This window comes from Geodermatophilus sp. SYSU D00691, from assembly GCF_054050275.1.
In genome coordinates, this window is sequence record NZ_JBJGYZ010000036.1 from 46,781 (window position 1) to 67,839 (window position 21,059).

A 21,059-nucleotide genomic window follows, 5' to 3' on the forward strand; every position below is an offset into this window, starting at 1 on the left:
TCACCGCACCATGTTGATCAGCGTGTCGAGCATGGAGTTGATCGCCGAGACGAGCTGGCCGGCGGCGGCGTACCCGTGCTGGTACTGCAGCATGTTGGTGACCTCCTCGTCGAGGTTCACCCCGGCCACCGACTCGCGGGACGCGTCCACCTGCGTGCTGATCACCGACTGGGTGGTCAGCCGGTTCGACGCCGTCTGCGCGTCGACGCCGAGGCCGACGATCATCTGCCGGTAGTTCGCGTCCACCCCGCCGGTCTTGAGGCTGAGCTCGTAGATCTTGTCGGCGTTGGCGTTGTCGGCCGACGGGGCGCCGCCGACGGCCGTCGGGGACAGCGAGGCCGCGGCGAGCTTCGCCGGGTCGGAGACCCGCAGCCGCAGGTTGGCCGCCGTGATCGTCGCGGGGTCGACCGGCAGGGTGCCCGTGCCGTCGTCGAGCAGCGGCTCCCCCGCGGCCCCGGCCAGGTCGTAGCCGGCGGTGTGCGCGGCGTTGAGGTCGGTCGCCAGCTGGCGGGCCAGGTCGTCGATCGCCTCGCGGTACTTCGGGATCGTCGAGGTCAGCGCGGTGAGCTGGCCCTCCGCGGTGCCCCCTGCCCGCACCACGACGCCGGCCGGCGAGGTCACGATCCGCGGCGGGTCGCTGCCGAGGAGGTCGGGGTCGTCGGCGCCCTGCAGGGCGAGCGTGATGGTCTTGTCCCCGTTGACGAGGGTCACGCCGCCGACGGAGACGGTCAGCGAGCCGTCGCCGGCCGGGCTGGAGGTCGCGCCGACCTTGTCAGCGAGCTCCATGATCAGCATGTCGCGCTTGTCGGCCAGCTCGTTGCTCGCCAGGCCCGCCTGCGTGCTCCGGCGGATCTGCGCGTTCAGGTCGGCGATCGAGGCGGCGGTGGCGTTGACGTCGTCGACCAGCGTGCCGAGGCTGGCGTAGTTCCCGGCCCACTGCTGGTCGAGGGCGGCCCGCGTGGTCCGCATGCCGGAGACCAGCGTCTCGGTGCGCTGCAGGACCTGGGTGCGCGCACCCGGCTCGGTGGAGTTGCTGTGGACGTCGCCCCACGCCGACCACATGTCGGCCAGCTGCGACTGGATGCCATGGGCCCCGGGCTCGCGGAAGGCGTCCTCGATCTCGGCGAGCGTGTCGTCGGCGACGGTGAGGCTGGCGGTGGTGGCGTGCTCGAGCTGGCCCCGCGACTCGAGGAAGACGTCGCGGATGCGGGCGATCTTCTCGGCGCTGACGCCCTCACCGACGTTGTTGCTGACGGCGTGGACGGCCGGGACGGCGGCGCCGCCGAGCGACTGCAGCTCGGCGCGCTGGCGCGAGTACCCGACGGTGTTCATGTTGGCCAGGTTCTGGCCGGTGACGTCCATGCCGCGCTGGTTCGCCCACAGGGCGGTGCGGGCCGTGTTCAGCCCGCCGAAGGTGCCGGTCACAGCGCCCCGTCCAGGGTGACCGCCCGCGAGTCGCCGTTCTGCGCCCGCCCGCTGGCGCCGTAGGTGCCGGCGCTGGGGGTGCGCACCGACAGCAGCGTCTCGCCGATGAGCGCCATCCCGCCCTCGATGAGCTCGCGGTTGGCGTCCGACAGGCTGCGCAGGTCGGTCACCAGCACCAGCAGCGCCTCGTGGTGCTTGGCGAACAGGTCGTTCCACGGGGTGGGCGCCTTCTCCGCCAGCTGCCGCAGCGACGGGCTGGCGCCGATGCCCAGGTGCACGGCGAGCACCTCGGTGGCGGCCGCGCGCTCGACCTCGAGGGTGCGCAGCTGGTCCAGCACCACCTCGATCTCGTGCGCGATGCGGGCCAGCCAGCGGGTCTTGCCGGTGAGGATGAGGTACTGCTTCTCCTCGGCCTTGAACAGCAGGAGGTCGAGCAGCTCCTGCTCGCGCCAGAGCAGCGTCGACAGGTGCTGGTAGTCCACGTCCCCACCGCCTTCCTCGTATCGCTTCGTCGACACAGGGCATCGGCACCCGGCGGGAGCCCCTCAAGCCGAAACGGCGACACGAACGGATGAACCGTCCGGGGCGTGAGGAAAGTCGGCGGCGACGGTGCCGGGGGCCGCGGAACCCGCCGAGAAGAGACGGCGTGAGACCTGCCCGAGCCTTCGCGCCCGATCGCCAGCGCGTCGAGGCCGGCCCCAGGCCGCCGGCGGACCGGCGGTCGGCGGCCGACGTCGATGCGCTGGTGACCGAGCACCTCCCCCTGGCGCACTTCGCGGTCAACGCCGTCGCCTCCAGGATCTCGCTACCGGGGCACGTCAGCCGGGAAGACCTCGTCTCCTGCGCGCAGGTCGCCCTGGTCGAGGTCGCCCGCCGGTTCGACCCGTCGGCCGGCGCCTCCTTCGCCACCTACGCCCTCGCCCGCCTGCAGGGCGCCGTCCTGGACGAGCTGCGCAGCGGCGACTGGGCCAGCCGCTCGGTGCGCGCCGCCGCGCGGCGCACCGAGGCGGCCACCGACGCCCTCGCCATCGAGCTCGGCCGGCCGCCCACCAAGGCGGAGCTGGCGGCCCGCCTGGGCGTGGCCACCAGCGAGATCGACGCGTTGCACGTCGACGTCCACCGGGCGGTGATGGTCAGCATCGACGCCGACCACGGCGGCGACGGCGGGTCCTTCGACCTGCCCGACACCGGCGAGTCGCCCGAGCGCGCCCTGCTGCGCAGCGAGCGCACCCGGCACCTCCAGGACGCCATCCGCGCCCTGCCCGACCGGCTGGACGAGGTCATCGAGCGCAATTTCTTCGGTGATGAATCCCTGACCGAGATAGCCGATGACCTCGGGGTGACCCTGTCGCGGGTCTCGCAGATGCGCGCCCGGGCCCTCACCCTGCTGCACGCGGCGATGAGCGAGGTGTGGGAGGGCCGCCAGGTGGCCGCCGAGGGCGGGGTGCGGGCCCGCAACCAGCAGCGTCTCTACGTCGACCGGGTGGCCGGCCGCTCGCCGCTCCCCCCGTCGGCGCCCCCGCTCCCCCGGCCGCGGACGCCCTGGCAGGTGCCCGGCCGCGGAACGGCGGTGCAGCCGGCCTGAGCGGCCCCGGGTGGGGGGAGGAGAGCAAAACTTTCGTCCCGTTCGCCTCAAGTCGGGACGCTCCCGCGCCGTAATGACCACTGCAAGCAATCCGCAGCACGGATGCAGCGGACAACCCCCGAGACCCGATTCCAAGGAGGAAAACCGTGGGTCTGAGTGTCAACACCAACGTCGCAGCTCTGAACTCGTACCGGAACCTGTCGGTCACCCAGGGCGCGATGCAGAAGTCGCTGGAGAAGCTGTCCAGCGGCTTCCGGATCAACCGTGCTGCCGACGACGCCGCGGGTCTGGCGATCTCGGAGGGCCTCCGGTCGCAGATCGGTGGCCTGAAGGTCGCCGTCCGCAACTCGCAGGACGGCATCTCGGTGGTCCAGACCGCTGAGGGTGCCCTCACCGAGACGCACTCCATCCTGCAGCGCATGCGCGACCTCGCGGTGCAGGCGGCCAACGACGGTGCCCTGAGCGACACCGACAAGGCCAAGGCGGACAAGGAGTTCCAGGAGCTCATCAAGGAGCTCGACGACATCGCCTCGAAGACGACGTTCAACGGGACCAACCTGCTGAACGGCTCCTTCTCCGGCAAGAACTTCCAGGTCGGCTCCAACGCGGGTGAGACCCTGTCGGTCACCATCAGCGGCATGGGCTCGGCCTCCGGCACCAGCGGCCTGGCCGTCACGGGCCTGGCCATCGGCACCGCCTCCGGCGCCTCCGGCGCCATCAGCGCGGTCAACGCGGCCATCGGCACCGTGTCGAACCAGCGTGCCAGCCTCGGTGCCATCCAGAACCGGCTCGAGCACAAGATCAACAACCTGAACGCGACGATCGAGAACCTCACCGCGTCGGAGAGCCGGATCCGCGACACCGACATGGCCCAGGAGATGACCAACTTCTCCCGGACCCAGATCCTGAGCCAGGCCGGTACCGCGATGCTGGCCCAGGCGAACCAGTCGTCGCAGGGCATCCTGCAGCTGCTGGGCTGATCGCCGTCTAGCACCACCTAGCACCACCCCGGTGAGGGGGGAGGCCCCGGCCTCCCCCCTCACCCACATCCGCCGGGCGACCGGCCGTGACGATCGGAGCAGCGATGGCGACGGCCAGCATCAGTGGCCTGGTCTCGGGCCTGGACACCTCGACCCTGATCAGCCAGCTCATGTCGCTCGAGGCCCGACCGCAGAACCTGCTGAAGACCAAGCTCTCCGACACCAAGGCCGACGCCACGGCCTACCGCGACATCAACACCACGTTCGACGCCCTCCGCACCGCCGCCGAGGCCCTCGGCAAGGCGACCACCTGGGGCGCGGCCAAGGCGAGCAGCAGCTCCACCGGGATCGTCGCGACCTCGGCCGCCGGCGCCACGCCGGGCGCCCTGTCCTTCGACGTCACCGCCGTCGCGACCAGCCACTCCGTGCTGAGCGACCGGACGTGGACCACCGCCACCGACCCGGTCGGGCTGGCCTCACCGCTCACCATCACCAAGGGCGGCACGGCCAAGACCGTCACCCTCGGCTCGAGCGCCACCCTCAGCGACGCGGTGACGGCCATCAACAACGCCGGCGCCGGGGTGACCGCCGCCGCCGTGAAGACGACCACCGGGTACCGGCTGCAGCTCACCTCCACGACCTCCGGCGCCGCGGGCTCGTTCACGTTCAACGCCGCCGGCGGCCCCACCACCGACTTCCCCACGCTGACCCAGGGCGCCGACGCGACGATCCACGTCGGCCCGGTCGGCGGTGGCTACGACGTCACCTCGGCCACCAACACCTTCTCCGACCTGATGCCCGGCACCGCGGTGACCGTGAACCAGACGGGCAAGGCCGGCGTCACCGTCACCAGCGACCCCGACGCCGTGGCGACCGCCGTCCAGAACCTCGTGACGGCGGCCAACAACGTGCTCTCGGAGATCGCGAAGCACACCGACAGCAGCACCGACAGCAAGGCCGTGCTCAAGGGCGACACCGTGCTGCAGGGGCTGACCGGCAAGGTGCTCGACGCCGTCGCCTTCGCGATCGGTGCCGACGGCTCCTCCGCGCGCGCCGGCATCCAGCTGACCCGGGACGGGCAGATCGCGTTCGACAAGACGGCCTTCGTCGACAAGCTGAAGGCCGACCCCGCGCTGGTGCAGCGCCTGGTCGACGGGCAGGCCGCGGCCGACCCCGACGGCGTCCCGGGCAACGGCGACGAGCTGACCGCCGTCCCCGGTGTCGCGCAGCGGCTGCTCGCCGTCGCCACGGCGGCGACCGACTCGACCACCGGCACGCTCACCCTGATGGCCAGGAGCGAGGACTCGCTCGCCGAGGACATCCAGGACCAGATCGACGCCTGGGACCTCCGGCTGGAGCAGCGCCAGGCCACCCTCACCGCGCAGTTCACCGCCATGGAGACCGTGCTGAGCAAGCTGAACAGCCAGTCGTCGTGGCTCGCGGCGCAGCTCAGCACGCTGCCGACCACGTCGAAGTAGCCCTGATCCACCGCACCCGCCCCACAGCACGGAGGAATTCCCATGAGCACGGCCGCCCTGCGCGCCCGCTACCTCGGTGACTCCATCACCACCGCCTCCCCGCAGCAGCTGCTGGTGATGCTGTACGACCGGCTGGCGCTCGACCTCGAGCGGGGCCACGTCGCCCTCACCGAGGGCAACCGGGCGGAGGCCAACACCCAGCTGCAGCACGCGCAGGACATCCTGATCGAGCTCCAGTCGAGCCTCGACGTCGACGCCTGGGAGGGCGGTCCTCGCCTGTCGGCGCTCTACAGCTGGCTGATCACCGAGCTGATCAAGGCCAACGTGAAGGGCGACGTCCGACGGGTCGCCGACTGCCGCAAGGTCGTCGAGCCGCTCCGCGACGCGTGGAGGGAGGCGGCGGCCTCCCTCGCGTCGTACCCGGCATGAACGACGGCGGGACGGCGCGGCCGGTCACCTGGAACACCGTCCTCGACGACCTCGAGGGGCAGGTGCTCGAGGCCGAGGCGACCCTGGCGCGCGACCGCGCCGACGAGATCGCGGCGTGGGGACGGCGCTCCGAGGACTGGGTGCACCCCTCCTCCCTGGGGCCGCTCCCCGAGGAGCTGCGCGAGCGGGCCGCCCGGCTGCTCCAGCACCAGCTCGCCGTCGCCGAGCGACTGGTCGAGCGCATCACCCAGAGCCAGCGGCAGCGGGACGTCGCCGCGCGGATGTCGTACGGCCCCAGCCGGCCGGTGCCGGCCTACATCGACCGGGCCCTCTGAGCCCGGGGCGCCCGTCGCGCCCCTGCCCTGCCCCGCGGCGTCCCGCCCGGGCCGCGCGGTGCCGGATCGGCGCCGGACTGCCGAGAACAGGACATGGCCCCCTGGTGCGGGCCGCCTCTCGACCTGCCCCCGGCCACCGCCGCCGGAGCGCCCTGGAAGGGCCACCCCCGGAAGGACCCGCCTCATGAAGGTGCTCATCTCCAAGACCCGCTACGACGGCTCCGAGTACTACCGGGCCGACGAACCCGCGCGGGCGGTGAACGAGGCGGACCTCGGCATATCGGTCGAGTCCCGCCTCGGGCTCGCCACCACGATGTACCCGAACCCCGACGGCGAGGGTCGCGTGATCGGCGAGGTCGACGCGCGGGATGCCGACGTCGTGGTGTTCCAGCTGCCGAAGACCGTCGAGAGCCTGCACATGATGCGGATCCTCAAGGGCCGCGGCATCGCCGTCGTCGTGGAGATGGACGACCTCGCCACCGCGGTGCCCTACGGTCACCAGGGCCACGACGTCCTGGTCCGCCGCGGCATCGGCAAGCTCCCCCGGCAGTGCGCCCTCGAGGCCGACTTCGTCACGGTGTCGACGCCGCACCTGCTGGAGGAGTACGCCCCGCACGGCCGCGGCATGGTGGTGCCCAACGCCATCCCCCGCCGCAACGCCGAGCTGCCGCCGGCCTACGAGCGCGAGCCCGAGGTCGTGACGATCGGCTGGACCGGCAACGTCCTCGTGCACCCCTACGACCTGCAGGAGATGGGGTCGGGGATGCAGCAGGCGCTGGACCGGACCCGCGGCCGCAGCCGGTTCGTCGTCCTGGGCCAGAAGTTCGACGCCCGCGACCGGCTCCGCCTGCCCGAGGAGCCGGACGAGATGGGCTGGATCACCGGCGTCGACCAGTACGTCAGGACCATCGGCGAGGTCTTCGACGTCGGCGTCGCGCCGCTGCGGATCGACGCCTTCAACACCGCGAAGAGCTGGCTCAAGCCGCTGGAGTACTCCGCCCGCGGGGTCGCCTGCGTCCGGGCCACGACCGACGAGTACCAGCGGCTCGGGCTCGGCTGGGCGGCCCGCGCGCCCAAGGACTGGGCCAAGGGCATCGCCACCCTCGCCGGTGACGCCGACCGCCGGCGCGAGCAGGCCGCCGCCGCGCACCAGAAAGTCCTCGCCGGTCACCTGACCGAGCACACGGCCGAGTTGTGGGCGACCGCCTGGCGCAAGGCCCGGGACTTCCGCACCCGCGACCAGCGCAAGCTCGCCTGACCTCCGCGCTCCCGCTCCCCCGACGCCCCGCCGGCCCCCGAGGCCGGCGGGGCGTCGCGCGTTCCCGGGGCTCGGCGGCGACCCCGTGGTCACAGCCGCACCGCGCGCACCGGGCGGAACTCCCACCCGTCGTGTGACCCCGCGCCGGTCAGCTCCGGACCCGCCGGTGCCGATGAAGCAGGAGCACGGAAAGCACATGTCACGCCACGGATCGGCGGACCCTGCGCTCGCGCCTGCGCGCGAGCGCTCCTGCCGCACATCCGGAGGTCCCTCGTGTCCTGCGCCCCCTGCCGGCGGTCCGGTCCATGCTGATCGAGGACCGCACCATGACGACGCTGCACAGCGCCCTCTCGGGTCTGGCCCAGCGTCAGCGGGTCACCGCCGACAACATCGCCAACGTCAACACCCCGGGCTTCCTCGCCGGCCGCACCGACTTCGAGTCGGCGCTGAAGAGCGCCGTCTCCGACGGGGGGACACCGACGATCTCCGGGGGCACCGTCCGGCGGTCGCTCGAGCCGACCAACACCAACGGCAACAACGTCAACCTCGACAGCGAGACGGTCATCGCGACCGAGACGGGGCTGCGCTACCAGCTGGCCCTGAACGCCCTCGGTGGCAAGTACTCGCTGCTGCGCAGCGCGCTGGCGACGGGCTGACATGGCGCTGTTCGACGCGATGAGCATCGCCGGCTCCGGCATGCTCGCGCACCGCAAGTGGCTCGACGCCGTCTCCGACAACATCTCCAACATCAACACGGTGTCGGCCACCAACGAGGAGGCCTTCAAGCAGCGCTTCGTCAACGTCCAGGCCGTGGAGTACGGCTCGGGCGAGGGCGGGGTGCGGGTGGCCGGGGTGGAGTTCGGCAGCGGCGAGGGCCGGCTGGTGCACGAGCCGGACAACCCGCTGGCCGACGCGAACGGGTACGTCCGGTACCCCGACATCGACCTCGGTGACCAGATGACCGAGCTGATGATCGCCCAGCGCGGCTACCAGGCCAACGCCACGGTGATCGAGCGGGCGACCGCCGCCTACCAGGCTGCCCTGCAGCTCGGGAAGGGCTGACCGTGAGCTCGCCCGTCTCCGCCATCGGCCTGCCCGGGATCACCGGGATCACCGGGATCGTCGGCACCCCCGGCGTCGAGCGCACCACGAGCGCGCCGGCGACCGACGGCCCGGACTTCGCCTCGCTGCTGGCCGACTCGCTGGAGCAGCTGCAGGGCACCCAGGCGACGGCCGACGAGCTCGCCACCCAGGCCGCCACCGGTGACCTGAAGGACGTCCACGACTACATGATCGCGAGCAACCAGGCGGCGCTCGCCACCCAGATGGTCGTGACGATCAAGAACCAGGCGGTCCACGCCTTCAACGAGATCATGAGGATGCCTGTCTGATGCCTGCTGCGCTCGCCGGGCCGTTGGCGCGGATCCGGTCCGTGCTCTCGACGATCAGCCTCGGGCAGAAGGTCGTCATCGGCCTGCTGACCCTGGGGCTGGTCCTCGGCGGGTTCTTCTTCTACAGCTGGGTGACCGCACCGACGCTGTCCCCGCTGTTCTCCAACCTGTCGTCGACCGACGCCTCGGCGATCGTCGACGAGCTCAACGCCCAGGGCGTCGCCTACGAGCTCGCCGACGGCGGTTCGACGATCATGGTCGCCAACGACGAGGTCTACGACCTGCGCCTGACCATGAGCGGCCTGGGGCTGCCGGCCGGCCAGGACACGGGGTACGCGCTGCTCGACGAGCAGGGCATCACCACCAGCGAGTTCCAGCAGCAGGTGACCTACCAGCGCGCCATCGAGGGCGAGCTGGCCAGCACGCTGGAGGCGATCGAGGGCGTCAACACCGCCGTCGTCCACATCGCGCTGCCCAAGGACGAGGTCTTCGTGACCGACCAGGGCAAGCCGACCGCCTCGGTGCTGCTCAAGCTCTCCCCGGGCACCACCCTCTCCGGCGAGCAGATCAACGCGGTGACCAACCTGGTCAGCTCGAGCATCGAAGGCATGGACCCCAACGACGTGACGGTCGCCGACTCCAGCGGCCGGGTGCTCTCGGCCGCCGGGACCGGGCTGACCGCCGCCGCAGGCGACCAGCGCTCGCAGATGGAGCAGGAGTACGAGAACCGGCTGGCCGCCAATGCCCAGCAGATCCTCGACCGGGTGGTCGGCCCCAACCGCGCCGTGGTCTCGGTGCGCGCCGACCTGGACCTGTCGCAGCGGCAGTCGGTGTCGGAGACGCACGCGTACAACGAGGGGACCCCGCCGACCTCGGAGAGCACGTCGACCGAGACCTACACCGGCGACGGCACCGGCGTCGGGGGCGTGCTGGGCCCCGAGAACACCGCCGACGCCACCGCCGGCGGCGGCAACTCCACCTACGAGTCGGAGCAGTCGACGGTCAACAACTCGGTCGACACCACCACCGAGACCGTCATCGAGGCCCCCGGCTCGATCAACCGGCTCACCGTCTCGGTGGTCATGGACGGCACCGTCGCCGGCAACCTCAACCAGCAGCAGGTGCAGGCGCTGATCGGCAACGCCGTCGGCCTGGACACCGGGCGCGGCGACGCGATCACCGTCGCGGCCATGCCCTTCGACACCACCGCCGCCGACCAGGCGGCCGCGGAGCTCGAGGCCGCCGAGGAGGCCGAGCGGCAGGAGCAGATGTGGTCGCTGATCAAGACCGGCGGCATCGGCCTGGGCATCCTGCTGGTGATCGTCCTGGTGTGGCTGCGCTCGCGCCGCCGCGGCGACGTCGAGGAGGACTACGAGGCCCTCGAGCTCGACGACGACATGCTCGCCGAGCTCGAGCGGCTGCGGGTGGCCAGCATCCGCGACGAGCCGATCCTGGACAACGCGGCGCTCGAGCTCGAGGCCGCCGAGCGCCAGCGGGTGCGCTCGGAGATCTCCTCGATGGTGGCCGAGAAGCCCGACGAGGTCGCGGCGATGCTGCGCGGCTGGCTCAGCGAGACGAGCGGAGCGAAGAAGTGAGCATCGCGTCGGTGGAGCAGCTCGTCGGGATCGGCTCGACCCCGAACCTCCCCGCCCCCACCGCGTCGGCGGTGCCGGCGCGGCCGGAGCTGCCGGGGCTGCGCAAGGCCGCGGTCTTCATCGCCCAGATGACCAAGGAGGAGGCCGGCATCCTGCTGGCCAAGCTGCGCCCGCGGGAGGTCGAGTCGATCACCCGCGAGCTCATGAGGCTCAACACGGTGGAGCCCGAGGACGTCGACGGCGTCCTGTCCGAGTTCCACCAGATGATGACCGCGCAGCGCTTCGTCGGCCGCGGCGGCGTCGACTTCGCGCGCGAGATCCTGGCCGCGGGCCTGGGCGAGGACAAGGCCGACGGCATCCTCCAGCGGCTCAACGTCGTCTACACCGAGGTGCCGTTCGCCTCGCTGCGCAACGCCGACGTCCGGCAGCTGGTCACCTTCCTCAAGGACGAGCACCCGCAGGTCATCGCGCTGGTGCTCGCCCACCTCACCGCCGCCCAGTCGGCCGAGGTGCTCTCCGGGTTCGCCCCGGAGCAGCAGGCCGAGGTGGCGCACCGCATCGCCACCATGGACCGCACCAGCCCCGAGATGGTCCGCTTGGTCGAGGAGGAGCTCGGCCGCCGGATGGGCTCGCTGCTGGCCCACCAGGACATGACGACGGTCGGCGGCGTGGAGACCCTGGTCGAGATCATCAACCGGTCGCCGCGGCCCACCGAGCGCTCGATCCTCGAGTGGCTGGACAACACCGACCCCGAGCTGGCCGAGCAGGTCCGGGCGCAGATGTTCGTCTTCGAGGACATCGTCACCATCGACGACCGCTCGCTGCAGCTGGTGCTGCGCGAGGTGGAGGCCAACGACCTGGCCACCGCGCTCAAGGGCGTGCGCCCCGACGTCCGGGACAAGGTCGTGCGCAACCTCTCCGAGCGCGCCGCCGAGAACCTGCTCGAGGAGATCGAGCTGCTCGGCCCGGTGCGCACGCGCACCGTCGAGGAGGCCCAGGGCAAGGTCGTCGCCGCCATCCGCACCCTCGAGGAGCAGGGCGTGCTGACCATCAGCCGAGGGGGCGAGGATGACTTCGTCTCCTGAGCCGGCCCGCGCCCCGCGCGCGGGGGCGCTGCTGCGCGGCGCGTCGGCGGCCCGGGCGGTGTCCTACCGGGACGCCGTCCCGGCCCCGCGCAGCGCCCCGGAGGCCCCCGTCGACGGGCCGCTCACCTACGCCGAGGTGGGGCCGTCGCCCACCGACCGGCGGACGACGATCCGCCGGGCCGCCGACCAGCCGGTGCCGGCGGAGGCCACGGCCGACGCGCGGCCCACCTTCCGGCTCGGCGACGTCTACGCCGAGGAGCTCGACCGGCTGCGCCGGCAGGCGCACGCCGAGGGCTTCGCCGCCGGCCACGCCGAGGGGCTGACCGCCGCCGGGGAGGCCGTCGCCCAGACCGAGCGGGCCGCCGCCGAGCGGCTGGCCGAGGTGCAGGCCCGGTGGGAGCGCCGGCTGGTGTCGGCGACCGCCGCGCTCGGCGCCGCGGTGACCGCGCTGGAGCAGGCGTCGCTGCCGACCGCCGAGGACGTCCGCGACTCGATCCTCGGCGCCGTCGTCACGCTCGTGGAGGACCTGCTCGGGCGGGAGCTGGCGCTGGCCGAGTCGCCCGGGCTCGACGCCGTGCGCCGCGCCCTCACCCTCAGCCCGCTGGACGCGCCGGTCCTCGTCCGCGTGCACCCCGACGACCTCGCGGAGATCCCGGCCGAGGCGCTCGAGGCGCTGCCGGCGACCGTCACGGTGGCCGGCGACCCGGCGGTCGAGCGGGCCGGCGCGGTCGCCGAGACCGGGCTGCAGCGGATCGACGCCCAGCTCTCCGCCGCCCTCGAGCGGGTGCAGGCGGTGCTCGCGCTGTGAGTCTCGCCGCGCTGCTCCCCCGGGCGCGCGCCGCGGCCCTGCCGCAGGTCACCGGCCAGGTGGTCGGCGCCATGGGGCTGACCCTGTCGGTGGACGGCGTCGCCGCCGCGGTCGGCGACCTGGTCGAGGTGAACCCCGGCAGCGACCGGGCGATGCTCGCCGAGGTGGTCGCCGTCGGCCGCGACCGGCTCACCTGCATGCCGCTGGGCGACCTCTCCGGCGTGCACGCCGGCGCCCCGGTGCGGGCCACCGGCATGCCGCTGCAGGTGCCGGTGGGGGCGGGCCTGCTCGGCCGCGTGCTCGACGGCCTCGGCCGGCCGGTCGACGGTGGCCGCCCGCTGGGGCCCGGCGTCTCCTACGTGGACCTGTCCAGCGAGACCCCGCACGCGCTGTCGCGCAAGCGGGTCGACGAGCCGCTGACCTTCGGCGTCCGCGCCCTCGACACCCTGGTGCCGTGCGGCAAGGGCCAGCGGCTGGGCATCTTCGCCGGCTCCGGCGTCGGCAAGTCCACCCTGCTCTCCCAGATCACCCGCGGCACCGACGCCGACGTCCGCGTCATCGGGCTGATCGGCGAGCGCGGCCGCGAGGTGCGCGAGTTCCTCGAGGAGAACCTCGGCCCCGAGGGGATGGCCCGCACCGTCGTCGTCGTCGCGACGTCCGACGAGCCGCCGCTGGTGCGGCTCAAGGCCGCGTTCGTGGCCACCCGGATCGCCGAGGCGTTCCGCGACCAGGGCCGCGACGTGCTGCTGCTCATGGACTCGATCACCCGCACCGCGATGGCCCAGCGCGAGGTCGGCCTGTCCGCCGGCGAGCCGCCGGCCACCCGCGGCTACCCGCCGAGCGTCTTCGCGATGATGCCGAAGCTGCTCGAGAAGGCCGGCACGGGCGCCACCGGGTCGATCACCGGGCTCTACACCGTGCTGGTCGAGGGCGACGACCACAACGAGCCGATCGCCGACACGGCCCGGTCGATCCTCGACGGGCACATCGTGCTGACCCGCAAGCTGGCCACGGTCGGCCACTTCCCCGCCATCGACGTCCTGGAGTCGATCTCCCGGGTCGCCGGTGCGGTGGTGGCCCCGGACCGGATGGCCGACGCCCGCGAGGTGCGCCGGCTGATGGGCGCGCTGCGCGACGCCAAGGAGCTCATCGAGATCGGCGCCTACCAGCCCGGCAGCGACCCGCTGGTCGACCGGGCGCGGCAGCTGGCCCCCGTGATCGACGCCTTCCTCCAGCAGCCCACCGGCGACCTGACGCCAACCGACGACGCCTGGTCGATGCTGCACCGCATCGCCACGGCCGGCTGACCGGCCGATGGGCAAGCGCGCCGCCTTCCGGCTCCAGCCCGTCCTGGAGCTGCGCCGCAGCCAGGAGCAGGCCGCGGCCCTCGCCGCCGCGCGGGCCGCGCAGTCGGCCGACGACGCCGACCGCCGGGCCACCGAGTGCGAGGACGCCGTGGCGGCCGCGCGGCTGCCGGCGTCCGCGCCGGCCGGCGCGTTCCTCGCCGCGGTCGCCCTGCAGCGGCTCGCCGCCGAGGACGCCGCGGCGCAGCGGGCCGTGGCCACCGCCACCGCCGAGCAGGCCGAGCTCGTCCGCCGGCAGTGGACGGCGGCCGCGCAGCGCACCAAGGCGCTCGAGCGGCTGAAGGATCGGCACGCCGCGGCGATCCGGTCGGCCGACCAGGCTGCCGAGGAGAGAGCCGTGGACGACCTCGTCACCGGCCGCGCCGGCCGCCCCCGCACCGAGGAGGTGCCGTGGAGGGGCTAGGCGCGGTGCAGACCCGCATCGCCGAGATCCAGACCCGGTTCGTGCTCGGCACCCGGGCGACCACCAGCGGCGGCTGGGCGTCGGCCGCCGCCGCGGCCGGCCTGGGCGGCACCGGCACCGGCGCCGCGACCGGCACCGCCGGGACGGCGTCGGAGCAGGGCGCGGTCAGCGAGGCGATGAAGTACCTGGGCGTGCCCTACCTGTGGGGCGGCACCGACCCGTCGAAGGGCCTGGACTGCTCGGGGTTCACCCAGCTCGTGTTCGGCAACCTCGGCGTCGACCTGCCGCGGACCTCGTCGCAGCAGGCCACCGCCGGCCGGGCGGTCGCCTCGCTCGCCGACGCCCGCCCGGGCGACCTCGTCTTCTTCGACCACAGCTCCGCGCGACCCGGCATCGACCACGTCGGCGTCTACATCGGCGACGGCCAGATGATCGCCGCGCCGCAGGAGGGCGAGGTCGTCAAGGTGCAGCCGGTCGGCAACCCCACCGTGATCCGCCGCGTGCTGCCCGAGCAGGCCGCCGGCACCGCGGCCGCGGCGGCGTCCGCGTCGCTGACCGGCGTGCCCTACGCGAACCTGTTCACCTCCGCCGCCGCCCGGCACGGGGTCGACGCCTCCCTGCTGGCCGCCGTCGCCTCCCAGGAGTCGGGCTTCGACTCACGCGCGGTGTCCCCGGCCGGGGCGCAGGGCCTCATGCAGTTCATGCCGGCGACCGCCAAGGGCCTGGGGGTCGACGCCTTCGACCCGGCGTCGGCCGTCGACGGCGCCGCCCGGTACCTGGCGAGCCTGCAGCGGCAGTTCGGCTCCACCGAGCTCGCGCTCGCCGCGTACAACGCCGGGCCCGGCAACGTGCGCAAGTACGGCGGCGTCCCGCCGTTCAGCGAGACCCAGAACTACGTCCGCGCCGTGATGAGCAAGGCGGAGGCCTACCGGTGACCACTCCTCTGATGCCGATCGCGCCGGCGCCCCGGCCGGCCTCCCCGTCGGGTGCCGCCCGCGGCTCCGGCGACGGCGCCGCCTTCGCGTCCGCGCTCGACGGCGCGCTGTCGGCCGGCCGGCCGGACCGCGCGCCGGCCTCGGAGCGCGGGGTGGGCCGCGAGGAGGCCCACGCGCGCAACGAGCGGCGGGCCGCCGAGCGGGAGGACGGCGACACCCCCGAGCCGCAGGGCCGCGCGGTCGGGCCGCGCGAGGACGCCGGCCGTCCGGAGGAGGCGCCGGCGACCCCTGCCGACACCGACGACGCCGAGGACACCGCGGCCGAGCCGGCGGCCGACCCCCTGCCGACGGCCGCCGCCTGGGCGCTGCAGATGCAGGGCGCGCTGCACTCCGCGACGCCGGCCACGGACGCCGCGCCGACCGCCCCGGTCCCCGGCGTCGCCGGTGTCGCGACCGCGCCGGTGGTGGGCGGCACCGCCGCCGCGGCGGGGCCCGCGCTCCCGCCGACCCCGGCGCCCGCCGTCGGGGCCCCGCTCCCCGCCTCCGTCCCGGCCGACCCCGCGGCGCTGCCCACCCCCGCCGTCCTGCCCTCGTCGACGGCGCTCCCCGCCCCGGCCGGCCCGACCACCGAGCCGGCGGCGGCCGCTGCCGCGCCGACGCCGGCGACGGGGACCGCGCTGCCGGCGGCCACCGCCGCGGCGCTCGACGGGGTGACCGTGCTGACCGCTCCGGCCGGAGCCGCCGCCCCGGCCGCGGCCGTCCCGGCGGTCGCCACTCCCGACGCGACGGCGGTGGCACCCGACGCCGCGCCGCTCGGGGCCCCGGTCGCGGGGGCCGACGGCGGCTCCCTGCCCGCCGGCACCGGCAGCGGGTCCGACCAGCCGGCCGGCGACGGCGGCGCCCCGCCGCAGCCGGCGTTCATCACCGGCCCGGCCGCCGCGCAGCCGACCGCACCCACCGCCCCGGCGACGTCGTCGGCCGCGGCCGCGGCGCCGGCCCCCCAGCTCCCGGTCAACGCGCAGCTGAGCCGACCGGTCGCCGTCCTGGCCAGCCGCCCGGACGGCGTGCACACCATGACCGTCGTCCTGACGCCGGAGAACCTCGGCCCGGTGCACGTGCAGGTGACCGTCCGCGGCGACAGCGTGGACCTGACCCTCGCCGGTGCGCACGAGCACGGCCGCGCCACCCTGCTCGAGGCGCTGCCGGACCTGCGCCGCGACCTGCAGAGCGCCGGCGTCAACACCGCCCGCCTGGACGTCTCCCGCGACACCGGCGGCGCGTGGACGGCGCAGCAGCAGGGCTCGGAGGGCGGCCAGCAGCAGCCGCAGCACCGCGGCGAGCCCCGGACGGGCTCCTGGCTGCGCTCCCCCGACCACGGCCCGGACCGCCCCGGCCCGGCCTCCCCCTCGTCGTCCGCGCTGCAGGGCGTGGACGTGCGCGTCTGAGACGGAGAGACGATGACCAGCCCCGTGGGCGGCACGACCGGCACGCAGGCGACCTACAGCGCCACGCCATCGATCGGCCGCGACGACCAGATGGACAAGGACACGTTCCTCAGGCTGCTGGTGGCGCAGATGCGCTACCAGGACCCCAGCAACCCGACGGACCCGACCCAGTTCATGTCCCAGACGGCGGCCTTCACCCAGGTGGAGAAGCTCGAGGAGCTGAGCACGCAGAACGCGTCGCTGCTGGCCATGCAGCGGTCGCTGTCCGCCGGCGCCATGGTCGGGCACACGGTCACCTACACCGACGACAACGGCGTGCAGCAGACCGGCGTCGTCACCTCCGTCGTCCTCGGCGACGAGGACACCGAGGCCACCGCCACCGTCGGCGGCAAGCCGGTCCCGATGGGCCGGATCACCGAGGTCTCCTGACCCCGACCCCCAGCCCTCTCCCCCCGCGAACCCGCCACCCACGAGGAGTTCCTCCCCATGCTCCGTTCGATGTTCTCGGCCATCTCCGGCCTGCGCGCCCACCAGACCAAGATGGACGTCGTCGGCAACAACATCGCCAACGTCAACACCGTCGGCTTCAAGAGCAGCTCGACCGTCTTCGAGGACACGCTCTCGCAGGTCCTGCGCAACGGGTCGGCGCCGACCCAGGACACCGCCGGCACCAACCCGGCCCAGGTCGGCCTCGGCGTCAAGGTCGCCGGCATCACGACCAACTTCGGCCAGGGCTCGACCCAGAACACCGGCCGCTCGACCGACTTCATGATCAGCGGCGACGGCTTCTTCATGACCCAGGTCGGCAACGAGACGCTCTACACCCGGGCGGGCTCGTTCGACTTCGACGGCGTCGGCAACCTGGTCACCCCGGACGGCGGCATCCTGCAGGGCTGGATGGCCGAGGCCGACGGCACGATCAACACCAACGGCCCGATCGGCAACCTCTCGATCCCCTACGGCCAGGTCGTGGCCCCGGTCGCGACGACCGGCGGCGCCGCCGCGGGCAACCTGCCCGCCGACGCCGTGACCGGCAACCAGTTCCAGACGCAGATCACCATGTACGACGACCTGGGCAACGCCCACGAGGTCAGCTACGTCTTCACCAAGACCGCCACGGCCGGCGAGTGGACCGTGAACGTGCTCGACGGCGCGACCTCGCTGGTCGCCTCGCCGCTGCCGACGGTCGACTTCGACGCCGCCACCGGCTACATCACGCCGGTCGCCGACCAGACGCTCGGCGCGACCGCCGGCTGGGGCGCGCTGTCGATCGACCTGTCGAAGGTCACCCAGTTCGGCGGCAAGGCCACGGTCACGGCCACCACCACGGTGAACAGCGGCTCGGCCCTCGGCACGCTCGAGTCCTTCGCGCTCGGCAACGACGGCACGATCACCGGCATCTTCTCCAACGGCCTGCGCAAGCCCATCGGCCAGCTGTCCCTCGCCACGTTCGCCAACCCGAGCGGCCTGACCAAGGCCGGCAACAGCTCCTACCGGGTGGGCGACAACTCGGGCAACGCGCTGGTCGGCACCGCCGGCACGGGCGGGCGCGGCACGCTCTCCGCCGGCGCGCTGGAGATGTCGAACGTCGACCTCTCCGAGGAGTTCACCGGCCTGATCGTCGCCCAGCGCGGCTTCCAGGCGAACAGCAAGGTGATCACCACGTCCGACGAGATCCTGCAGACCCTCGTGAACATGAAGTAGCAGAAGGGCCCCGCTGCCCCCCCACCGCTCGCACGCCCGCGGCGGGTCCCTGCAGCGGGGCCGCTCCAGCACGGCACCAGGCGCCGCCCCCCTCGGCGCCGCCTCAGGCGCGGTACTCCCCCGGCCGCGCGTGACCCGACGGCCCGGTCGTCCCCCCGGCGACCGGGCCGTCCGGCGTCCCCGGCGGGCCCGTGCGGCGCCGCCCCGGACGCTCACCCCCCAGGGGGTGAGCAGCCCGTTCGGCTCAAGACGGAGCGTCTGCAAGCCGATACGGAGAGTGCCATTCTTGCCCCGTCCGGGGGCTGTCCGGAGAGCAGAGGACCCACCGTGATCCGTGTGACGCGCCTCAACGGCGAGGGTTTCGCGCTCAACCCCGACCTGATCGAGCGGGTCGAGGCACACCCCGACACGGTGGCGTTCCTCGTCGACGGGACCAAGTACGTCGTGCGGGAGAGCGTGGAGGAAGTGCTGCGGGAGATCCGTGAGTTCCGGGCGAGCATCCTCGCCCTCTCCTACGAGATGGACCGCGGCGCCTACCGCTCCGTCGTCGAGGACGACGGGGACACCGGCTCGGTCGTGCCCTTCCCGTCCCGTGAGGAGCGCTGACCCGTGGATCCGGCCACTCTGATCGGGTTCGTCGTCTCGCTCGTCGCCCTCTTGGTCTTCATGGTCCTGGAGGGCGCCGACCCGACGTCGCTGCTGTTCCTCCCCGCGATCGTCCTCGTCATCGTGGCCACGTTCGGCGCGGCGATGTCCGGGTTCGCGATGGACGACATCAAGAAGATCGGCGCCTGGTTCAAGATGGCCGCCCTGCCGGCCAAGGTGCCGCCGCCGACCGGGCAGATCCAGATCCTCGTCACCCTCGCCGAGAAGGCCCGCAAGGAGGGCCTGCTCGCGCTCGAGGCCCAGGTCAAGGCGATCGAGGACCCGTTCCTCAAGCGCGGTCTGCAGATGGGCATCGACGGCACCGACCCCGAGGAGCTGCGCACGGTCCTCGAGGGCGAGATCGCGGCCAAGAAGGCCGAGGACAAGGTCGCCGCCAAGTTCTTCAACGCCATGGGCGGCTACGCCCCCACGATCGGCATCATCGGCTGCATCGTCGGCCTGATGAACGTCATGGGGAACCTCAGCAACCCCGAGGCGCTGGGCCCGATGATCGCCTCGGCGTTCGTCGCCACGCTGTGGGGCGTCATGGCCGCGAACTTCTGGTTCCTGCCCATGGGCGCCAAGGTGCTGCGGGTCAGCGAGCTGCAGGCCGCCCAGATGGAGCTGCTCGTCGAGGGCATCTGCGAGATCCAGGCCGGCACCAGCCCGCGCGCGGTCCGCCAGAAGCTCAACTCCCTGGTGCCGCCCAGCGCGGTCCAACGGGAGGCCGCATGAGTTCCGGTTCCGGCGGCGGCCGGCGCCGCGGCAAGAAGCACGAGGAGGAGGAGCACGAGAACCACGAGCGGTGGCTCGTGTCCTACGCGGACATGATGACCCTGCTCCTCGTCCTCTTCGTCGTCCTCTTCGCGATGAGCCAGGTGGACAAGGAGAAGTTCGCCGCGCTGGCAGCCGGCCTCTCCGACGCCTTCGGCGCCCCGGTGACCGTGATGACCACCCCCACCCCCGACGGCGCCGTGCTCGACGGGCTGCCCGGGGCGATCGACATCGCCTCCGACATCCCGCCCGACCCGACGGTCTCCGACGCCGAGGTGGACGCCGCGGCCGCGCAGGCCGCGCTGGAGCGCGCGGAGCAGGTGCGGGCCGAGGCGGCCGCGGCCTACGCCGAGCTGGCCGCCGCCCGCGACCGGATCGACGCCGCGCTCACCGCCGCCGGCTACGAGGGGGCCGCGCAGTACGAGATCGACGAGCGCGGCCTGGTCGTGCACGTCATCTCCGACGGCGTGCTCTACGACGCCGAGTCCGCGGCGCTGCGGGCCGACGGCATCCGGGTGCTCAACGCCGTGGCGCCCGAGCTGGCCGGCCTGCCCAACCAGGTCCGCGTCGAGGGGCACACCAACTCGGTCCCGGTCACCCCCGGCGGGCCCTACCCGTCCAACTGGGAGCTCTCCACCGACCGCGCCACCGCCGTGGTGCGCCACCTGATCAGCCGCGGGCTGCCCGCGAACGAGGTGTCGGCCACCGGGTACGCCGACACCCGGCCGCTGGTGCCGGACTCCGACCCGGCAGCGGTCACCGTCAACCGCCGCGTGGACATCGTCGTCGTGTCCACCGCCTCGGCCGAGGCCAACGCGCAGCTGGCCTCCCTCGACGCCGCGAACGGCAACTAGGAGCGAACGATGGCAGACAAGCCGAAGACCGACGGCGAGGAGACCGAGGAGAAGGGCGGCGGCAGGAAGAAGCTGCTGCTCATCGCCGTGGTCGCCCTCGTCGCCGCGGGCGCCGCGGCGTACTTCTTCCTGTTCGCGGGCGGCGGCGAGGCCGAGGCCGCCGAGCCCGTGCACGGCGGGTACACGGCGCTGGAGCCCATCGCGGTCAACCTGGCCGGGGGCGGCTACCTCAAGATCGGCATCACCCTCGAGTACACCGCGGACGCCGCGAGCGGCGGCCACGGCAGCGGCGGCGTCGACGGCTCCAAGGCCCTCGACCTGATCATCTCGACGTACTCGCAGGCCAGCCCGGCGGACGTCACCGGCGCCCGGGACGCCCTCAAGGAGGCGCTCGAGCAGAAGATCGTCGAGGCCTACACCGAGGACGGCGTCCCGATGGTCATGGGCATCTACTTCACCGAGTACGTCACCCAGTAACCGACCAGCCGGCTCCACCACGTGGGCGCAGGTGGGGGGGCCGGGGCCGGGGGGGGGGGCGGGGGGGGGGGCGCGGGGGCCGCGGCCCC

General features: G+C 73.5%; 24 protein-coding genes. 22 read left to right on the forward strand and 2 right to left on the reverse strand.

Annotation, left to right across the window (positions count from 1 at the left end; all coding sequences use genetic code 11):
- On the reverse strand, positions 1-1,425 hold the full coding sequence (gene flgK / locus ACI797_RS22410) for a flagellar hook-associated protein FlgK (protein ID WP_456861564.1): 1,425 nt from the start codon (positions 1,423-1,425) through the stop codon (positions 1-3).
- Positions 1,422-1,907 carry a flagellar protein FlgN gene (locus tag ACI797_RS22415; protein WP_456861566.1) on the reverse strand — a complete coding sequence of 162 codons (486 nt, stop codon included), beginning with the start codon at positions 1,905-1,907 and terminating at the stop codon, positions 1,422-1,424. The genes flgK and ACI797_RS22415 overlap by 4 nt, the downstream gene beginning before the upstream one ends.
- A gap of 164 nt (positions 1,908-2,071) precedes the next feature.
- Between ACI797_RS22415 and ACI797_RS22420 the strand changes: the two genes are divergently transcribed.
- The 22 genes from ACI797_RS22420 (at position 2,072) to ACI797_RS22525 (ending at position 20,970) form a co-directional block, all read left to right on the forward strand.
- Entirely contained in the window at positions 2,072-3,010 is a 939-nt protein-coding gene (locus tag ACI797_RS22420) for a sigma-70 family RNA polymerase sigma factor (protein WP_456861568.1), read from the forward strand.
- A 146-nt stretch (positions 3,011-3,156) separates the two neighbouring features.
- Positions 3,157-3,990: a flagellin N-terminal helical domain-containing protein gene (locus ACI797_RS22425; RefSeq protein WP_456861570.1), complete on the forward strand. Its 834-nt coding sequence runs from the start codon at positions 3,157-3,159 to the stop codon at positions 3,988-3,990.
- Positions 3,991-4,094: 104 nt separating this feature from the next.
- Positions 4,095-5,468, forward strand: a complete 1,374-nt coding sequence (fliD, locus tag ACI797_RS22430; protein WP_456861571.1) for a flagellar filament capping protein FliD — start codon at positions 4,095-4,097, stop codon at positions 5,466-5,468.
- A gap of 42 nt (positions 5,469-5,510) precedes the next feature.
- Positions 5,511-5,897, forward strand: coding sequence for a flagellar export chaperone FliS (fliS, locus tag ACI797_RS22435; RefSeq protein WP_456540760.1), 387 nt, complete (start codon positions 5,511-5,513; stop codon positions 5,895-5,897).
- Positions 5,894-6,232: a hypothetical protein gene (locus tag ACI797_RS22440; protein ID WP_456861574.1), complete on the forward strand. Its 339-nt coding sequence runs from the start codon at positions 5,894-5,896 to the stop codon at positions 6,230-6,232. Before fliS ends, ACI797_RS22440 begins: the two co-directional genes overlap by 4 nt.
- Positions 6,233-6,416: 184 nt before the next feature.
- A complete protein-coding gene (locus tag ACI797_RS22445; RefSeq protein WP_456861576.1) occupies positions 6,417-7,490 on the forward strand; it encodes a hypothetical protein in 1,074 nt (357 codons plus the stop codon).
- 326 nt (positions 7,491-7,816) lie between these two features.
- Complete coding sequence (locus ACI797_RS22450; protein ID WP_456540763.1) at positions 7,817-8,146, forward strand: flagellar basal body rod protein FlgB; 330 nt, start codon at positions 7,817-7,819, stop codon at positions 8,144-8,146.
- 1 nt (position 8,147) lies between these two features.
- The gene (locus tag ACI797_RS22455; RefSeq protein WP_456540764.1) at positions 8,148-8,552 is read left to right on the forward strand and encodes a flagellar basal body rod protein FlgC; all 405 of its coding nucleotides are present in this window, start codon (positions 8,148-8,150) and stop codon (positions 8,550-8,552) included.
- A gap of 2 nt (positions 8,553-8,554) precedes the next feature.
- Positions 8,555-8,881, forward strand: coding sequence for a flagellar hook-basal body complex protein FliE (fliE, locus tag ACI797_RS22460; protein ID WP_456861578.1), 327 nt, complete (start codon positions 8,555-8,557; stop codon positions 8,879-8,881).
- A complete protein-coding gene (gene fliF, locus ACI797_RS22465) occupies positions 8,881-10,476 on the forward strand; it encodes a flagellar basal-body MS-ring/collar protein FliF (RefSeq protein WP_456861579.1) in 1,596 nt (531 codons plus the stop codon). Before fliE ends, fliF begins: the two co-directional genes overlap by 1 nt.
- Positions 10,473-11,561, forward strand: coding sequence for a flagellar motor switch protein FliG (gene fliG / locus ACI797_RS22470; RefSeq protein ID WP_456861581.1), 1,089 nt, complete (start codon positions 10,473-10,475; stop codon positions 11,559-11,561). The genes fliF and fliG overlap by 4 nt, the downstream gene beginning before the upstream one ends.
- Positions 11,545-12,369: a FliH/SctL family protein gene (locus tag ACI797_RS22475; protein WP_456861582.1), complete on the forward strand. Its 825-nt coding sequence runs from the start codon at positions 11,545-11,547 to the stop codon at positions 12,367-12,369. The genes fliG and ACI797_RS22475 overlap by 17 nt, the downstream gene beginning before the upstream one ends.
- Positions 12,366-13,676 carry a FliI/YscN family ATPase gene (locus ACI797_RS22480; protein WP_456861583.1) on the forward strand — a complete coding sequence of 437 codons (1,311 nt, stop codon included), beginning with the start codon at positions 12,366-12,368 and terminating at the stop codon, positions 13,674-13,676. Before ACI797_RS22475 ends, ACI797_RS22480 begins: the two co-directional genes overlap by 4 nt.
- A gap of 7 nt (positions 13,677-13,683) precedes the next feature.
- The gene (locus tag ACI797_RS22485; protein WP_456861585.1) at positions 13,684-14,136 is read left to right on the forward strand and encodes a flagellar export protein FliJ; all 453 of its coding nucleotides are present in this window, start codon (positions 13,684-13,686) and stop codon (positions 14,134-14,136) included.
- A complete protein-coding gene (locus tag ACI797_RS22490; protein ID WP_456861586.1) occupies positions 14,124-15,071 on the forward strand; it encodes a transglycosylase SLT domain-containing protein in 948 nt (315 codons plus the stop codon). The genes ACI797_RS22485 and ACI797_RS22490 overlap by 13 nt, the downstream gene beginning before the upstream one ends.
- Positions 15,068-16,516 (forward strand): flagellar hook-length control protein FliK, encoded by a 1,449-nt coding sequence (locus tag ACI797_RS22495; RefSeq protein WP_456861588.1) that lies wholly within the window; start codon positions 15,068-15,070, stop codon positions 16,514-16,516. Before ACI797_RS22490 ends, ACI797_RS22495 begins: the two co-directional genes overlap by 4 nt.
- 12 nt (positions 16,517-16,528) lie before the next feature.
- A complete protein-coding gene (locus ACI797_RS22500) occupies positions 16,529-16,945 on the forward strand; it encodes a flagellar hook assembly protein FlgD (RefSeq protein ID WP_456861590.1) in 417 nt (138 codons plus the stop codon).
- Between the two features lie 57 nt (positions 16,946-17,002).
- Complete coding sequence (locus ACI797_RS22505) at positions 17,003-18,220, forward strand: flagellar hook protein FlgE (protein ID WP_456861592.1); 1,218 nt, start codon at positions 17,003-17,005, stop codon at positions 18,218-18,220.
- 327 nt (positions 18,221-18,547) lie between these two features.
- Positions 18,548-18,826, forward strand: coding sequence for a flagellar FlbD family protein (locus ACI797_RS22510; RefSeq protein ID WP_456861594.1), 279 nt, complete (start codon positions 18,548-18,550; stop codon positions 18,824-18,826).
- 3 nt (positions 18,827-18,829) lie between these two features.
- Positions 18,830-19,600, forward strand: a complete 771-nt coding sequence (locus tag ACI797_RS22515; RefSeq protein ID WP_456861596.1) for a motility protein A — start codon at positions 18,830-18,832, stop codon at positions 19,598-19,600.
- Positions 19,597-20,493, forward strand: coding sequence for a flagellar motor protein MotB (locus tag ACI797_RS22520; RefSeq protein ID WP_456861598.1), 897 nt, complete (start codon positions 19,597-19,599; stop codon positions 20,491-20,493). Before ACI797_RS22515 ends, ACI797_RS22520 begins: the two co-directional genes overlap by 4 nt.
- A 9-nt stretch (positions 20,494-20,502) precedes the next feature.
- Positions 20,503-20,970: a flagellar basal body-associated FliL family protein gene (locus tag ACI797_RS22525; RefSeq protein WP_456861600.1), complete on the forward strand. Its 468-nt coding sequence runs from the start codon at positions 20,503-20,505 to the stop codon at positions 20,968-20,970.
- The last annotated feature ends 89 nt before the right edge of the window (positions 20,971-21,059 follow it).

Coding starts and splice junctions, on each gene's coding strand:
- fliD (WP_456861571.1), top strand. CDS start 4,095: ATGGCGACGGCCAGCATCAGTGGCCTGGTCTCGGGCCTGGACACCTCG.
- fliS (WP_456540760.1), top strand. CDS start 5,511: ATGAGCACGGCCGCCCTGCGCGCCCGCTACCTCGGTGACTCCATCACC.
- ACI797_RS22440 (WP_456861574.1), top strand. CDS start 5,894: ATGAACGACGGCGGGACGGCGCGGCCGGTCACCTGGAACACCGTCCTC.
- ACI797_RS22445 (WP_456861576.1), top strand. CDS start 6,417: ATGAAGGTGCTCATCTCCAAGACCCGCTACGACGGCTCCGAGTACTAC.
- ACI797_RS22450 (WP_456540763.1), top strand. CDS start 7,817: ATGACGACGCTGCACAGCGCCCTCTCGGGTCTGGCCCAGCGTCAGCGG.
- ACI797_RS22455 (WP_456540764.1), top strand. CDS start 8,148: ATGGCGCTGTTCGACGCGATGAGCATCGCCGGCTCCGGCATGCTCGCG.
- fliF (WP_456861579.1), top strand. CDS start 8,881: ATGCCTGCTGCGCTCGCCGGGCCGTTGGCGCGGATCCGGTCCGTGCTC.
- ACI797_RS22475 (WP_456861582.1), top strand. CDS start 11,545: ATGACTTCGTCTCCTGAGCCGGCCCGCGCCCCGCGCGCGGGGGCGCTG.
- ACI797_RS22485 (WP_456861585.1), top strand. CDS start 13,684: ATGGGCAAGCGCGCCGCCTTCCGGCTCCAGCCCGTCCTGGAGCTGCGC.
- ACI797_RS22500 (WP_456861590.1), top strand. CDS start 16,529: ATGACCAGCCCCGTGGGCGGCACGACCGGCACGCAGGCGACCTACAGC.
- ACI797_RS22505 (WP_456861592.1), top strand. CDS start 17,003: ATGCTCCGTTCGATGTTCTCGGCCATCTCCGGCCTGCGCGCCCACCAG.
- ACI797_RS22520 (WP_456861598.1), top strand. CDS start 19,597: ATGAGTTCCGGTTCCGGCGGCGGCCGGCGCCGCGGCAAGAAGCACGAG.
- ACI797_RS22525 (WP_456861600.1), top strand. CDS start 20,503: ATGGCAGACAAGCCGAAGACCGACGGCGAGGAGACCGAGGAGAAGGGC.